14 protein-coding genes are annotated in these 14442 nt (G+C 62.8%); 3 read left to right on the top strand and 11 right to left on the bottom strand.

The features are described from left to right. Positions 1–73: 73 nt before the first annotated feature. Both rpmF and AC07OO_RS10365 read right to left on the bottom strand, forming a co-directional pair. On the bottom strand, positions 74–256 hold the full coding sequence (gene rpmF / locus AC07OO_RS10360; protein ID WP_301019432.1) for a 50S ribosomal protein L32: 183 nt from the start codon (positions 254–256) through the stop codon (positions 74–76). 125 nt (positions 257–381) lie between these two features. Then, positions 382–924, bottom strand: coding sequence for a YceD family protein (locus tag AC07OO_RS10365; RefSeq protein ID WP_495082025.1), 543 nt, complete (start codon positions 922–924; stop codon positions 382–384). A 25-nt stretch (positions 925–949) separates the two neighbouring features. Here AC07OO_RS10365 and AC07OO_RS10370 point away from each other — a divergent pair, with 25 nt between their 5' ends. Next, entirely contained in the window at positions 950–1564 is a 615-nt protein-coding gene (locus AC07OO_RS10370; protein ID WP_495082026.1) for a Maf family nucleotide pyrophosphatase, read from the top strand. Then, a complete protein-coding gene (locus AC07OO_RS10375) occupies positions 1561–2319 on the top strand; it encodes an SAM-dependent methyltransferase (RefSeq protein WP_495082027.1) in 759 nt (252 codons plus the stop codon). Before AC07OO_RS10370 ends, AC07OO_RS10375 begins: the two co-directional genes overlap by 4 nt. 9 nt (positions 2320–2328) lie before the next feature. Here the strand turns inward: AC07OO_RS10375 and AC07OO_RS10380 are convergent, their stop codons facing one another. The 4 genes from AC07OO_RS10380 to AC07OO_RS10395 are packed head-to-tail and all read right to left on the bottom strand — an operon-like array spanning position 2329 to position 5561. Then, positions 2329–3345 (bottom strand): S49 family peptidase, encoded by a 1017-nt coding sequence (locus AC07OO_RS10380; RefSeq protein ID WP_495082028.1) that lies wholly within the window; start codon positions 3343–3345, stop codon positions 2329–2331. 34 nt (positions 3346–3379) lie between these two features. Then, positions 3380–3760 carry a Rieske (2Fe-2S) protein gene (locus tag AC07OO_RS10385; protein WP_495082029.1) on the bottom strand — a complete coding sequence of 127 codons (381 nt, stop codon included), beginning with the start codon at positions 3758–3760 and terminating at the stop codon, positions 3380–3382. 19 nt (positions 3761–3779) lie between these two features. Beyond that, the gene (locus AC07OO_RS10390; RefSeq protein WP_495082030.1) at positions 3780–4448 is read right to left on the bottom strand and encodes an HAD family hydrolase; all 669 of its coding nucleotides are present in this window, start codon (positions 4446–4448) and stop codon (positions 3780–3782) included. Between the two features lie 42 nt (positions 4449–4490). Further along, entirely contained in the window at positions 4491–5561 is a 1071-nt protein-coding gene (locus AC07OO_RS10395; RefSeq protein ID WP_495082031.1) for an RluA family pseudouridine synthase, read from the bottom strand. 499 nt (positions 5562–6060) lie between these two features. On the opposite strand from AC07OO_RS10395, the gene AC07OO_RS10400 reads away from it, so the two are divergent. Further along, the gene (locus tag AC07OO_RS10400) at positions 6061–9144 is read left to right on the top strand and encodes an Rne/Rng family ribonuclease (protein WP_495082032.1); all 3084 of its coding nucleotides are present in this window, start codon (positions 6061–6063) and stop codon (positions 9142–9144) included. 97 nt (positions 9145–9241) lie between these two features. On the opposite strand, the gene AC07OO_RS10405 is transcribed toward AC07OO_RS10400, so the two are convergent. From AC07OO_RS10405 to hemC, 5 genes are read right to left on the bottom strand one after another with little or no spacing between them, the layout of a single operon-like run. After that, complete coding sequence (locus AC07OO_RS10405; RefSeq protein ID WP_495082033.1) at positions 9242–10318, bottom strand: GGDEF domain-containing protein; 1077 nt, start codon at positions 10316–10318, stop codon at positions 9242–9244. Between the two features lie 31 nt (positions 10319–10349). Next, the gene (locus AC07OO_RS10410) at positions 10350–11627 is read right to left on the bottom strand and encodes a heme biosynthesis HemY N-terminal domain-containing protein (protein WP_495082034.1); all 1278 of its coding nucleotides are present in this window, start codon (positions 11625–11627) and stop codon (positions 10350–10352) included. 4 nt (positions 11628–11631) lie between these two features. After that, complete coding sequence (locus AC07OO_RS10415; protein WP_495082035.1) at positions 11632–12702, bottom strand: uroporphyrinogen-III C-methyltransferase; 1071 nt, start codon at positions 12700–12702, stop codon at positions 11632–11634. Then, positions 12699–13508, bottom strand: coding sequence for a uroporphyrinogen-III synthase (locus AC07OO_RS10420; RefSeq protein WP_495082036.1), 810 nt, complete (start codon positions 13506–13508; stop codon positions 12699–12701). The genes AC07OO_RS10415 and AC07OO_RS10420 overlap by 4 nt, the downstream gene beginning before the upstream one ends. A 4-nt stretch (positions 13509–13512) precedes the next feature. Further along, positions 13513–14439 (bottom strand): hydroxymethylbilane synthase, encoded by a 927-nt coding sequence (hemC, locus tag AC07OO_RS10425; protein ID WP_495082037.1) that lies wholly within the window; start codon positions 14437–14439, stop codon positions 13513–13515. Between the last annotated feature and the right edge of the window lie 3 nt (positions 14440–14442).

The raw sequence follows: 14442 nt of genomic DNA on the forward strand, positions 1-14442 counted from the left end.
CGCAAAGGCCAAAAACGACAAAAGCCCGACGCTACAGGTTTTGTAGCTCCGGGCTTTGGTTGAAAAACCTGGGTCAGGCTTCAGATTTGGTCTTCAACACCTTGCGACCACGGTAGAAACCGGTGGGGCTGATGTGGTGGCGCAGATGGGTTTCGCCGGTTGTGGGTTCCACGGCGATACCGGGCACCACCAAGGCGTTGTGCGAACGGTGCATACCGCGCTTGGAAGGTGACTTTTTGTTTTGTTGAACGGCCATGACGAGGCTCCTCAGCTGGGTGCTGCGCCATTGCTCAATGCAAAATGCAACACTGGGGGTTAGTTAAAAACGCGGCAGTTTTTACACGCGAAGCCTTAGATTATAGCCCAAAGTGGCAACCTGGGCTAGTGCTTGTTTTTAAGCTGCTGCAAAACGGCAAAGGGATTGGGTTTGGCGTCCTCTTCTTCGCTGAAGTCCGCATCGGCCACCTGCAGCTTGATATCTCCAGGGCAAACCGTGTGCTTGGGCACGACCGGCAAGGCCATCAGCAACTCGTCCTCCACCAGTTCCAGCAAATTGAAGTCACGGCTCAGGACCAGCACGTCTTCTTCGGATTCTTCGTCCTCCGCAGCGGCTACGTCCTCGGTTGCCACAAAACGGAATTCCCGCTCAAATGTCACCGGTACCTCTACCGGCCCCAGGCAGCGCTGGCAAGTCTGCGGCAAAGCCACTTGCGCGCGCAGCGTCAGCCAAATCTGCTCGGCGGTGCTCCCGTTGGGGCGCGTCATGCCTTCGGCGCTGAAAAGCACGGCATTGTCGCCACCCGCCCCCTGCGCCTCTTCCAACAAACGGTCAAATTGCGCCAGCTGCTGCGTGCCAGAGAGGCTTTCATTCGCTTTGGCAAAAGCCTCGATGTTCAGGTGCCGGGCATCGTAGTCGTGTTTCATGCGCGCAGTGTAAGAGAATCGGGCCATGCCAGACATTCCCAACCGCAAACTGATACTCGGATCAACTTCCGCCTACCGGCGCGAATTGCTAAACCGGCTGAACATCCCTTTTTCCGTGGAATCACCGCTGGTAGATGAGACACCGCTACCGGGCGAACACCCCGCCGACCTGGCCCGACGACTGGCGCTGGCCAAGGCCCATGCGGTTGCCGCGCGCTTTCCCGATTGCGTGGTCATTGGCTCAGACCAGGTGGCCGATCTGGGTGGCCTGGCGCTGGGCAAGCCCGGCACGCACGAACGGGCCACTATGCAGTTGCGCCAGATGCGCGCCAAAACAGTCATTTTCCAAACCGCGGTGGCCGTGGTGTGCCTGGACACAGGCTTCAGCCAGCAGTCACTGGCGCCAGTCAGGGTTCAGTTCCGCGACCTGACCGACACGGAAATCGAAAACTACCTGCTTCTGGAACAACCCTACGACTGCGCCGGCAGCGCAAAGAGCGAGGGCTTGGGTATTGCGCTGCTGGATGCCATTGACAGCGATGACCCGACCGCCCTGGTCGGCTTGCCGCTGATACGCACCAGCCGCATGCTGCGCGCAGCGGGCATCCAATTGCTGGCTGGCCCGCGGACCACCCCATGACCACGGGTACGCTCTACCTCGTCCCGGCCCCGTTGGACTTTGGCTGTGACAGCCAGGTCGCGCTGGACCGCAGCATGCCCGCTGCAACCCTGGAGGTGGCGGCTTCGCTACAGCACTGGATCTGCGAAAACGCCAAGTCCACACGGGCCTACCTCAAACGCATTGGCGAGACCCATCCGCTGTGCCAACCGCTGCAGGCCATGCAATTGCAGGAACTCCCGCATGCGGTGCATAAAAAAGGCGACCACCAGGGCCATTTCGACGCGCGCTACCTGCTGCAGCCTGCACTGGACGGCAACCACATGGGTCTCGTCAGCGAAGCAGGCATGCCCGCCATTGCCGACCCGGGCTCGTCGGTGGTCCGCGCCGCGCACGATCTGGGTTTGCGTGTGGTACCGCTGGTGGGCCCGGTGTCTCTGCTATTGGCCCTGGCCGCCAGCGGGCTCAGCGGTCAGAGCTTTGCTTTTGTCGGCTATCTGCCCAGCACACCGGCCGAGCGCAGCCAGCGCATACGCGAATTGGAATCTCTGGCGCTAAAGACCGGGCAAACACAAATTTTTATCGAAACACCTTATCGCAACCAAGCCATGCAGCAAGCCTTGCTGCACACCCTGCAGCACAACACGCGCCTAGCCACCGCCAGTGGGCTCACGCTGGAATCGGCCGTCTGCTACAGCGATGTGGCGAAGAACTGGAAGCACAAACCCTGGACCCTGGCCAACACGCTGCCCACAGTGTTCGCCATAGGCCGCTAGGGCAGCAACTCAGTGCAGGGCGGGCAGCGCGCGCAAAGCCCGCACGCTGCCTTCACCGATGGAGGCGCCAAAGCGCTTGACCAGGCGCTCAGCCACGTTGTCTTTGCGGGTGTAGTCGATCAACTCTTCGGCCTTGACCACCTCGCGTGCAACGAAGTCCAGGTTGCCCAACTGGTCGGCCAAGCCCATGTCGATGGCTTGCTGCCCCGTCCAGAACAGGCCGCTGAATGTCTCTGGCGTCTCCTTCAGGCGGGCACCACGGCCGGCCTTCACGACGCTGATGAATTGCTGGTGGATCTGGTCCAACATGGCTTGGGCATAGACGCGTTGCTTCTCGGTCTGGGGGCTGAAGGGGTCCATGAAACCCTTGTTCTCGCCGGCCGTCATCAGGCGGCGCTCCACGCCCAGCTTGTCCATCAGGCCCGTGAAGCCAAAACCGTCCATCAGCACACCGATACTGCCGACCACACTGGCCTTGTCGACAAAAATCTTGTCGGCGCCGGCAGCGATGTAATAAGCCGCAGAGGCACAGGTCTCTTCGACGACGGCGTAAATCGGCTTCTTGTGCAAGGCCTTGAGGCGCAGGATTTCGTCGTTGATGATGCCGGCCTGCACCGGGCTGCCACCCGGCGAATTGACCAGCAGGACCACGGCGCGCGCACCCTTGTCCTCAAAGGCGCTGCGCATGGCAGCAACGATCAGCTCGGCACTGGCTTCCGAGCCCGAGGCGATCTCGCCCTGGATCTTGACCAGGGCCGTGTGCGGTGTTGTGGTGTCCGTCGTCGGATTACCCCGATCCACGCCCACCCACACCAACACCATCAAAAACATCAACCAGGCGATGCGGATGGCATTGCGCCAGCGGCGGGCCGATCGCTGCTCGGCGATGGCGGCCAAAGCCACGGTCTCCAGTGCGCTGCGTTCCCAGCCAGGCGCCGGGTCTGTGCGGGGTGCGGCCGCGGATGCTTCGTTTTTAATAGCAGCATCAGTAATATCTTCGGGGGCTTGGGGTGAATTCGGCATCATGGAGAAGTCGTGGGGGTTGTTCGAGGCAAATATTTCAAAATTCGATGGCTTGCAAGTTGGGACCAGTATGCCAGTGCACAACGCCATCGCGTTCGGTCATGGCTATCTTGACCAGCCCGCCACGGCAGGGGCCGCCTATGCAATGGCCGGTCTGCGGCCGGTACATGGCGCCATGGGTGGCGCACATCAGCCACTGGCCACTGCTATCAAAGAAGCGGTTGGGTTGGTAGTCCATTTCCATCGGCACGTGGGCACATTGGTTCAGGTAGCCATAGACCTGGCCCTGAAAGCGGATGGCGAAGCCCCGCGCCGTGCGCCCGCAGTAGACCACGTCGAAGGGCACGGCCTCGCCGCTATCAACCAGATCGCGGGAGTTGCACAGCGCAATGGGAGGGCCGTAGGCTTCTTCGTGCATGGCGGACCGCGTGTACACGTCAGGCCTGTTCGGCAAACCAGGCACGCAGCTCGGCGACCGTGTGTGCAACGAACAAAGGTTTCAATTCGGCAAAAGCGGCCGGTTCATGGGCGCCGTAGCTGACGCCCACACTGGGGCAGCCGGCGTTCAGCGCCATCTGCAGGTCGTGTGTGGTGTCGCCCACCATCAGCACGCGGTGGGCAGGCACGCCAAACTCCTGCATCAGCTCCTGCAGCATCAAGGGATGGGGCTTGCCGGCGGTCTCGTCCGCCGTGCGCGATGCGTCAAACACACCCTGCAATTCCGAGGTCTTCAACACCTCGTTCAGTCCTCGGCGGCTTTTGCCCGTGGCCACGGCCAGCACATGGTTGCGGGCTTTCAGGTCCGCCAGCATAGGCAGCACGCCGTCAAACAGACTGATGTCGTTCTGGTGGGCTGTGTAGTGGTGCTTGTAGCGTGCGCCCAGCTCCGCGTATTTGCTGGGCGGCACATCGGGCGCGGCGTGGGCCAAAGCCTGCATCAGGCCCAGGCCGATGACATACGACGCCTCCTGGTCGCTGGGCCTGCGCCCGCCCACGTCAACCACGGCGGCCTGGATGCAGCGGGTAATGATGGCCGTGGAGTCAAACAGGGTGCCGTCCCAGTCAAAGGCAATCAAGTCAAAAGGGCGGGAGGGGCGGGTCGGCATGGATATGGGCGTGGAAAGGTGAAGGCAAACGTTAATCGTGTATTAGAGCGCCTGTGGCAAGACCTGATGCATGAATTGGACCAGCTCGGGCGCCAATTCGGCCCGCAACTCCATATCTGCACCGGTGGCCGGATGCCTGCACTGTAGCCGCCACGCGTGCAAAAACATGCGTTTGAGCGGCGTAGCGCTACTGGCGCGGGCCAGCGCTTTGTTGAGGTCAAAGTCACCGTACTTGTCGTCGCCCACAATGGGCAGGCCCTCCGAGGCCAGATGCACGCGGATCTGGTGGGTGCGTCCGGTCTTGATGGTCACTTCCAGCAAAGAATAGCCCCGGTCACTGGCAACGGGCACTTGGTGCGCCCCCGGCACCACGCCACCGGCCGCACGCACCTTGACCAGGGTCAGCGAGGGCATGCCATCCGGGTCATCCTTGGCCACTACCTTGACGCGACGTTCGCCATCGGCCAGCAGGTATTTGTGCAAGGGCTTGTCCAGCACCTTCTTGTTGGCGGGCCATTGGCCAATGACCAAGGCCAGGTAGGTCTTGCCGGTTTCCCGCTCGCGGAATTGGTCTTGCAGGTTTTTCAGCGCGCTGCGCTTTTTGGCTACCAGCAGGATGCCACTGGTTTCGCGGTCCAGCCGGTGCACCAGCTCCAGAAATTTGGCCTGGGGGCGCGCCATGCGCAATTGCTCAATGACGCCAAAACTGACGCCGGAGCCCCCGTGGACGGCCACTCCAGCCGGTTTGTTGATTGCCAGCAGGCTGTCGTCCTCAAACAACACGGCGAATTCCTTGGCCGGCGCATGGCTCGCTGCGTGCTCGGCCATGGCTTGGGCTTTTTCTGCCACCCGCTCCGAAATCCGCACCGGGGGCACGCGAACCACGTCACCCAGGTTCAACCGCATCTCGGCGGTCGCCCGCCCCTTGTTCACCCGCACCTCACCGCTACGGATGATGCGGTAGACATGGGTCTTGGGCACACCCTTCAGGTGGCGCATCAGGTAGTTGTCCAGCCGCTGCCCGGCCCCATCCTCGTCGATGGTCAGGGTTTTCACCTGGGGGGCAGCAGGGGCGGACGGGGGCTTGGGATTGCCCCCTATAATGTGTTTCACTAGCGATGCGCTGTAAGTGGTTGATTTGTCTGGAGTTTAGTCCACACGCCATACACAGACGCGCTGGAAGGTCGATGCCGCCGGGTTGGACCCGCAAACAAACCACACGCCAAATGCCTGTGGTGGTTTGCAAACAACACGGTCAAGACTGCGAATCGAAACACTGATACGGAATACCCACAGTTTGCAGACCCCTCGTCTGCAAACGGATAGAAGCGAGATGTTTGTGCTGATGTGCCTGGTGTGTCTTTGCCTACGGAGCGTTCTCGCTCCGTTGCTTGGCATGAATCGGCCTCTAGCCCCCGTCCAACGGGCGCAACAAGCTATGCAATTGATAGCTAACCCACAAACGCATCCCCTCGCTCCCCTCCACGCGCCTACGCTTCGTCGCCTCATTTGAGTCGAAGTTCTCCGGCAATTCCTTTTCGCTTCGATTCGTCTGTTCAGGTATCAATAGCCCTAGAGGGCATGTAAAACTGAAGAAGAAGGACGCAATCCCATGAAACGGATGCTTATCAACGCCACGCAGGCCGAAGAACGCCGCCTGGCCATTGTCGATGGACAAAAACTCCTCGATTACGAAATCGAAATCGAAGGACGCGAACAGCGCAAGGGCAATATCTACAAGGCCGTCGTCACCCGCGTCGAACCCAGTCTGGAAGCCTGCTTCGTCGATTACGGCGAAGACCGCCACGGCTTCCTGCCATTCAAGGAAATCTCCAAGCAATACTTCCAACAAGGCGTCTCGGCCAGCCAGGCCCGTATCCAGGACGCCATCAAAGAAGGCCAGGAACTGCTGGTCCAGGTCGAAAAAGAAGAGCGCGGCAACAAGGGCGCTGCCCTGACGACCTTCATCTCGTTGGCCGGCCGCTATGTGGTGCTGATGCCCAACAACCCGCGCGGCGGTGGCGTTTCGCGCCGCATCGAAGGCGACGATCGCGCCGAACTCAAGGAAAACATGGACCAGTTGGAATACCCCAACGGCATGTCCATCATCGCGCGCACCGCCGGTATCGGCCGCAGCGCGCCCGAACTGCAGTGGGACTTGAACTACCTGCTCAAACTCTGGACCGCCATCGACGGCGCGGCCAAGGGCGGCAAGGGCGCCTTCCTGATCTACCAGGAATCCAGCCTGGTGATCCGCGCCATCCGCGACTACTTCAACCACGACATCGGTGACATCCTGATCGACACCGACGACGTGTACGAGCAGGCCCACCAGTTCATGGCCCATGTCATGCCCGAGCACGCCGCACGTGTGAAGCGCTACCGTGACGACGCCCCGCTGTTCAGCCGCTTCCAGATCGAGCACCAGATCGAATCGGCCTATGCCCGCACCGTGAGCCTGCCCTCCGGCGGCGCCATCGTCATCGACCACACCGAAGCACTGGTGTCCGTGGACGTCAACTCGGCCCGCGCCATCAAGGGCGGCGACATCGAAGAGACCGCGACCCGCACCAACCTGGAAGCCGCCGACGAAGTGGCGCGCCAGATGCGCCTGCGCGATCTGGGTGGCCTGATCGTCATCGACTTCATCGACATGGAAGAGTCGCGCAACCGCCGCGAGGTGGAAAACCGCCTGCGCGACGCGCTGCGCCAGGACCGTGCCCGCGTGCAGTTCGGCACCATCTCCAAGTTCGGCCTGATGGAAATGAGCCGCCAGCGCCTGCGCCCTGCTCTTTCCGAAGGCGCATCGATTCCCTGCCCGCGTTGCGGTGGTTCCGGCCACATCCGCGACACCGAATCCAGCGCGTTGCAGATCCTGCGCGTGATCCAGGAAGAGTCACTGAAGGACAGCACCGCATCCGTGCTGTGCCAGGTGCCCGTCGACGTCGCATCCTTCCTGTTGAACGAAAAGCGCTCCGAGATTGCCAAGATCGAGCTCAAGCAGCGCATCAACGTGCTGCTGGTGCCCAACAAGACGCTGGAAACCCCCAACTACCGTCTGGAGCGTCTGAAGCACGACGACCCTCGTCTGGACAATATCGAAGCCAGCTACAAACTGGCCGACGAGATCGAAGATCCCACCGGGGTGACCCGCCGCTCGCAAGAGCCCACCAACAAGCAGACACCCATCATCAAGGGTGTGCTGCCGGATGCACCAGCCCCCGTCGCGGCACCCCGCCCCGTGGCACCGGCCCCATCAGCCGCCAATGCAGCAACCCCGCAACGCGGAGCCCCGGCACCCGCAGAGGTCAAGCCCCCCGTGGCGGCAGAAAAGGGCTTCTTTGGCTGGATCAAGAGCCTGTTTGGCGCGGAGCCACCCGCACCTGTGAAGCCGGCTGCTCCCGCTGCCACACCCAAGGCCCCCGAAGGCCGCGAAACACGCGATGGCCGCAACCGCGACGGCAACCGTGGAGGCAACAAGTCCGGTGAAGGCCGTGGTGGTGAAGGCCAAGGTCGCAACGAGGCCCGTGGCGAAGGTCGTGGGCCCCGCGGTGAAGGCCGTGGTGGTGACGGACGCAACAACCGTGGCGGGCGCGGCGGCCGTGGTGGCGAACGCCAAGGCGGCACACAGCGCGAGCGCTTTGACGCCGAAGGCAAGCCCATGGCTATGGACGCCAACCTGCAGGCTAGCGGCCAACCCGCTGGCACCGACGGAAACCGCCAGGAGCAACGCCCGGATCGCGGTGCTCGCAACGAGCGTGGAGAGCGCGGCGGCCGCGGTGGTCGCAATGGCGAACGCAACAATGAGGGCGGTGAGCGCAACGAGCAGCAAACCCGTAGTGAAAGCCGTGCCGAAGGCACAGCCGAAAGCAGCCTCGACAACGGCTCGCGCAACGAGGGCCAGAGCCGCGAGGGGCGTGAAGGACGCGAAAACCGCGAAGGCGGTCGCAATGGTCGCGGCGGCCGCAATGGCCGTGGTCCCCGCCCGGATGGCGAAGGCCGCAGCGCAGCTGGCGACAGCAACCAGCAGACCCAACTCGGCTTTGCTGAGGTCGACAACGTGCCAAACGCGGCGTCTGCCAATGCCCAAGCCGATGTTGGTGTGGATGCCAACGGCCAAGCACCCACACCCCGCAACGAAAACGGTGAACCCCGTGAAAAACGTCAGCGCGACCGCTATGGCCGCGACCGGGGTCCGCGTGGAGAGCGCGGCGGCGAACGTGGTGGTGAACGTGAAGAGCGCCCCGACCTGCGGGTGCCGACCCAGGCATCCGTGCCGTCGGGTGAGGCGGATACCGCAGCTGTCGATGCTGTTGTAGCCCCCGTGCCTGTTGCTATGGTGGCGCCAACCGCATCCCCCACTGCCGCACCGGTAGAGGCTGTTGCCGTTGTGCCGGCTGCCCCAATGCCCACCCCCGCAGCACCCGTGGAACGCATGCCCAAGGTCTCGACCTACAGCTTGCCCACGGAAGCCCTGCTCGGTGTGGCGCAAAGCTCTGGCCTGCAGTGGGTGAACTCCGATGCGGACAAGATCGCCGCCGTGCAAGCGGCGATTGCGGCCGAACCACGACCCATCCATGTTCCCCGCGAACGCCCGGAACCGGTCAGCCTGGAGACCGGCCCGCTGATCCTGGTGGAAACCAAGCGTGATCTGCGCAACATGACACTGCCATTCGAGCAGCCACCGGCGGCCTGATGACCCGGTAGACATTCGGCAACCCTGCATTCCAGGGTTGCCGAATACAAAAACAAAGGGGCCCATTGGGCCCCTTTGTTTTTTGGTGAACGGGTACTCAGAACAGATCGACTGCGCCTACCTTGACCGCATCGCCAAAGAAGCCTTTGCGAACCAGATCATCGTGGCTATAGACTTGGTTGCGCCCGTTGCGCTGGGCATAGTCCACAGCACGTTCCGCACGCTCCAGCGTCGTGCTGGGCGAATCCTCGGCCGTGACGCGGGTGAACCCGGCGCAAGCGGTAACCCGACCCACTTGGGGGAAATTGAACTTCTCCATGTTGGCGCGGAAGCGTTCAAACGCCGCCAGCACCAAGGCCTCGTCCGGGCAGTGCATCAGCACCGCAAACTGCTCACCACCCAAACGGTAGATGCGGTCATAGGTTCTGAACGTATTGTTCATGATGCGGGCCACCAGCAACAGCACCTCTTCGGCAATCAGGTGGCCGCTCTTGTCGCTGATGGTACCGAAGTTGTCGACATCCACCGTACCCAGCCAGTAGTTGGGCGGCACGCGGTGCCGGCGCTCGGCGACCGGCAGCACCGAAGCTTCCAATACAGCGGTCTCGCCCTCCAGGCCATGGTCCATCTCCTCCAGTACGGCACTATAGAAAGTGTCGTCCAGAGACTTGCGATTGAGCAAGCCGGTCAGCGCATCGCGGTCGCTGTAGGCCAGCAGCTTGTACATGTTGCGAAATACATGGACCATGTCGTCAATGACTTGCAACTGGCCCTGATTCAACGCTGCGCCGGAGTGCACTTCGATAACACCCTCGTCATCAGTGGCCGAATCCGCATACAAGGGGATAAAGCTGATGCGGGGACCATCCTCACCCGCCCAGGCATACTCCACCAAGCCCCGGGTTTGCAAGCAGCGCAATCGGTCTTTTTCATCAGCCAGTTCGCGCAAGGAATTAAAGTCCACGCGCAACGGGTCCACGACCTTGCCACCACCCCGCACGTCCAGCGACGTAACCTCCAGCCATCGCTTGACGCCTTCTTCACTGACGACGCGCGCGACGACCACCCGTTCTATGCGCAACAAGTCAATCAATGCCTTGGAAAGGGTCAACTCCAGAAGCTCCCGATCCCGGTGATCGGTCAGCTTGATGATGTGTTCGGTGAGTGTTGCCATGGCCGCATAATAGCCCTGAATCCCGCTCCCGTCACCTATTCGCAGCCTCCCGGTAGGCCTGCGCGGCGGCCTGCGTATCTTGGCGCTGTTCGGCCATACGGGCCAGGGCCAGCCAGGTGTCCCGGGCCAATTCGGAGTCCTGCAGCATGGCCAGGGATTGCTTGAAGAGCTGTTGGGATTTGCCCCACAAGCTCAGCCGCATGCACACCACGCCGGCTAAATACTGCAGCACCGCGTCGCGGGGGTTGCTCATTTGCGCCGTCTCGATGCGGCTCAGCCAAGCGGCGTCGGGTGCCCCATCGGGCGTGGCAAAACCCTGCTCCAGCACGCGGGCCATGCGCACACGCTGCGCCAGTGTCAGCGCGCTTGGGGTTTGCACCATGGATTCCCAGATGGGTAGCAACCACTGCCGCGAAACGACCACGGAACCACTGTGGGCCAAAAGGCGCTCGGCCGCCTCGAATGCGACTTCGGGCACCAGTTGCTCGGGCGTGTCCAAGGCCTCCCAGGCCCGCTGGATCTGCACACTGTCGTGCGCGGCGCGTATGAGCTCAATTGCCAGGCCCCGTGCAATGCTCTTGCCCGCGGCTTCGGAAAAAGCGCGGTGCTTGGTCAGCAACCGACCGGTTTCCAGTGCCAACGGCAGTTGGCCCGTTTGCCGGGCCGCCCGGAAGCGCAGGCGCAGGGCCAGCGTGCGACGTGAAGCACCCTGTGGCAGTTGGTCGAGCCACTGCATCGCAGCAGCGGCGTCGCGGTCATCCAGCGCCCATTGGGCACCGCGCAATTGCACACCTTCGCGGGCGTCCTGGGCTTCGCGCCCCTCAGACTCCTGCAGTGCCAGCGTGAAATGGGCATCGCGCACGCTGCGATTCTGCAGGGCGTGGGCGCTCTCGCCCGCCAGCACATGGGCCAGTGTGCGCAAGCGCGGTCCATACGGCACGCGTTCGCCACTTCGCTGCACCGACTCTTCGAGCGAAATCACCAACTCTGCCGCCTTGCGGGCTCTGACAAAGCGCCCCGCCACCAGGTGCGCCAGGGACTCCAGCAATGCGGTGTGCATGCCACGCTCTTTTTGCAGCAAGCGCCAATGGCGTGCCTGCTTGGGGATGCTGGTCAGCGCCGCCAGGGCGCGCATGGCCAGGTGCAGGGTCAGAAAACCGCCGGCCAGCAGCAGCAAAAACAGATTGAGCGACAAGTCCACCCGGTGGGGTGGAAAGAACAGCGTCACCGTGCCGTGGTTGTCCCCCGCGAACAGGGCACTGGCCACCGCAACGGCAAACAGGGCCATCAACCAGAGTGCGACCCGCATGGTGTCAGCGTCCTGCGGCTGCAGTCGCCAGCGCCGCAAAGGTGTCATCTACGCGCGGCAATTCCAGCGCCTTCATCTGGCCGCGCACCTGCTGCAACAACGCACTGGCGGCCTGGGTCTTGCGCGAGGACGCATCGAAATAACGCCCCACTGCGGCGGAAGCAGCCCCCAGATCGGAACGCACCGATTCGATTTGGCGTGACAGCAAACCCAGGCGGGCATTGAGCAACTTGAGCTTCAAGTTCTCCCGCAAAAAATAGGATTGCTCGGGTGACAGGAGGGCCGCATCCGGATCCTCGATGCGGCTGACTCGCACCAGGTTGCGCACCTCGTCACGCACCAGCAAGCCCATGCGGACCCACCAGCTGGTGACGGTCTCTTCGGGTTTGCGCTTCAGTGTGTCGTTGGAGCGCGGCGTGGGCAGAGCATTGGCCACCGGCAACTCGTCAGCCAGCAGCACCAACTCGTCCAGCTTGACCAGCAGCGCCGGTGTATCGGCCAACGCCGTGGCCTTGATTCGGTTGATATCCCGTGCAATGGCCCGCTGCAAGGGGGTCAAGCGTGGCTGGGCGGCGCGGCTGACGCGCAAATCCGCGCTCTTGAGGGCTGCCAACAAGGGCTCCAAACTACCGGTCAATTGCGCCTGCTGCTGTGCAAGACGCAGCGAGGACTCGATGTCGACCACCAGATTCTCGTCCCGCGAGCGCGAAAGGCTTTGCATCAGCTCTTCGAGCTGGGTGCGCTGCAAGGAGACTTCGCTGAGCCTGGCCTCAGTCACAGCCAGTTTGGCGGCGGTTTCCATCGCCAGTTCCTGGGCTTGGCGTGCCGTGACTCTGGCCTCAGCCGCTTGGCTACCCGTGTCGGCGCTCTGACGCGCCAGTTGCTCCTGGATCGCGCTCAGTTTTTGCCACAGCAGCACGCTCACCACCAGGGCCAATATGGCAACAGCTGCGATGATCCACTGCAGGCGCTGCAGAGTAGTGCCGCCGCGGCGGCTGGATGGGAAGACGGGCAAGGGAGTTGGCGAGCCTTCCGTAGGCGCATTCGCCGTGGTCAGGCTGGGCTCGGTGTTCATGCCACCGATTCTATAGACGCCATCAGGGCGGCCAGCGTAGGGCGTGACTCGCAAACAACAGAAAAACCTGCCTTGTGGGCCGCTTGTGCGATGCGGCTGTGCGTGACCACCGCTTTGGCCTGCGCCCAGGACTGGTCCGCACAGGTGGCGACCAAATTGCCGATGGCCTCAGAGCTGCTGAACAACCACACAGAACCATCGGCAGCGGCCTGCCGAACCAGGGCCTGGTCGCTATCCGACAGCGCGGGCGGGCGCCGCTGGTAGGACACCACAAACTCCACCGTGCCACCTGCGGCGCGAACCTGCTCGGCAAACCAGTCCCGGCCTACGCCATCGGCGGCCTTGTCTGCCACAGGTGCGCCATCCACACTGGCGCTGCCACGCACGATCAGCACCCGGTAGCCCGGGCGCACACGCGGCGCGACCACGGCCCACAGGGCTTCGGAATCAAATTGCTCGGCCGCACGGTCCGGCATATCGATGCAGCGGACGTCCACCTGGGCCCGTTTCAAGGCCGAGAAGCTGCCGGGCCCAGTCACGAATGCTCTTATATTCGTAGCACCAGGCATACCAAATACGGGGGCTACCGGTGGCTTTGACGCAAAGAAGTGGTCCACAGCGTTGCCGCTGACAAACATCACGGCGTCAAATTCGCCGATGCGTGCCCAGGCCGCAGCAACCGCCGAGGGGTCGGGCGGGGGCAGCACGCCGATCAGGGGCAATGCCAACGCATCGAAACCGGCATCGTTGAGCGCGTGGACCCATTGCGCGGCTTCCTGGATCGGTCGGGTAACGATGACACGCATGGCATTAACTCCCGTGGCTGGTCTGCGAACCGACTTGGGCCTGCAGGGCACGAGCAACCTGTTCGCCCAATAGCGTTGCAGCGGCGGTGTCTGGTGCCAAACCCTGCGCCTCAGCATGCACCAAGGGCAGCTTGCCCTCGGGGTCGCCCCAGGTGGCCCGAATGCTCAGATGGTCCCCCTGCACGGTGGCGTAGGCCGCCAAGGGCATGGAGCAGCTCCCGCCCATGATACGGCTGACCGCCCGCTCAGCGGACACCGCACGCCAAGTGGGCGCATGCAACAGGGGCTGCAAGACCTGCAGCAGTTCCGCACGGTCCGATCGCACCTCGATGCCCAAAGCCCCCTGGCCTGCGGCTGGCAGCATCTGCTCAGGCTCAAAGGTGGCGCGGATGCGCGACTCCAAACCCAGGCGCTTGAGCCCTGCGGCCGCCAGCACGATGCCGTCGTACAGGCCATCGTCCAGCTTCTTCAAACGGGTGTCCAGATTGCCACGCAGGCCTTCGATCTTGAGGTCGGGACGCAGCGCGCGCAGCAGCGCCATGCGCCGCAAACTCGATGTGCCAACCACGGAGCCCTGCGGCAAGTCCGCGAGCGTCGCGTAACGGCTGGAGACCCAGGCGTCACGCGGGTCTTCCCGCTCCATGACGCAAGCCAGACTGAAACCCTCCGGCAACTCCATAGGCACGTCTTTGAGTGAATGCACGGCCAAATCGGCCTGCCCCGCCTCCAGCGCCACCTCCAGTTCCTTGACAAACAACCCCTTGCCACCGACCTTGCTCAGCGAGCGGTCCAGAATCTGGTCACCGCGGGTCGTCATGCCCAACAGGGTCACCTTATGCCCTTGCTGCTCCAGCAGTGACTTCACGTGTTCGGCCTGCCATAGCGCCAGGCGGCTCTCGCGGGTGGCGATCGTTAAATTGTGTGCAAGCATGGC

The organism is Rhodoferax sp. GW821-FHT07G04 (genome assembly GCF_059418585.1).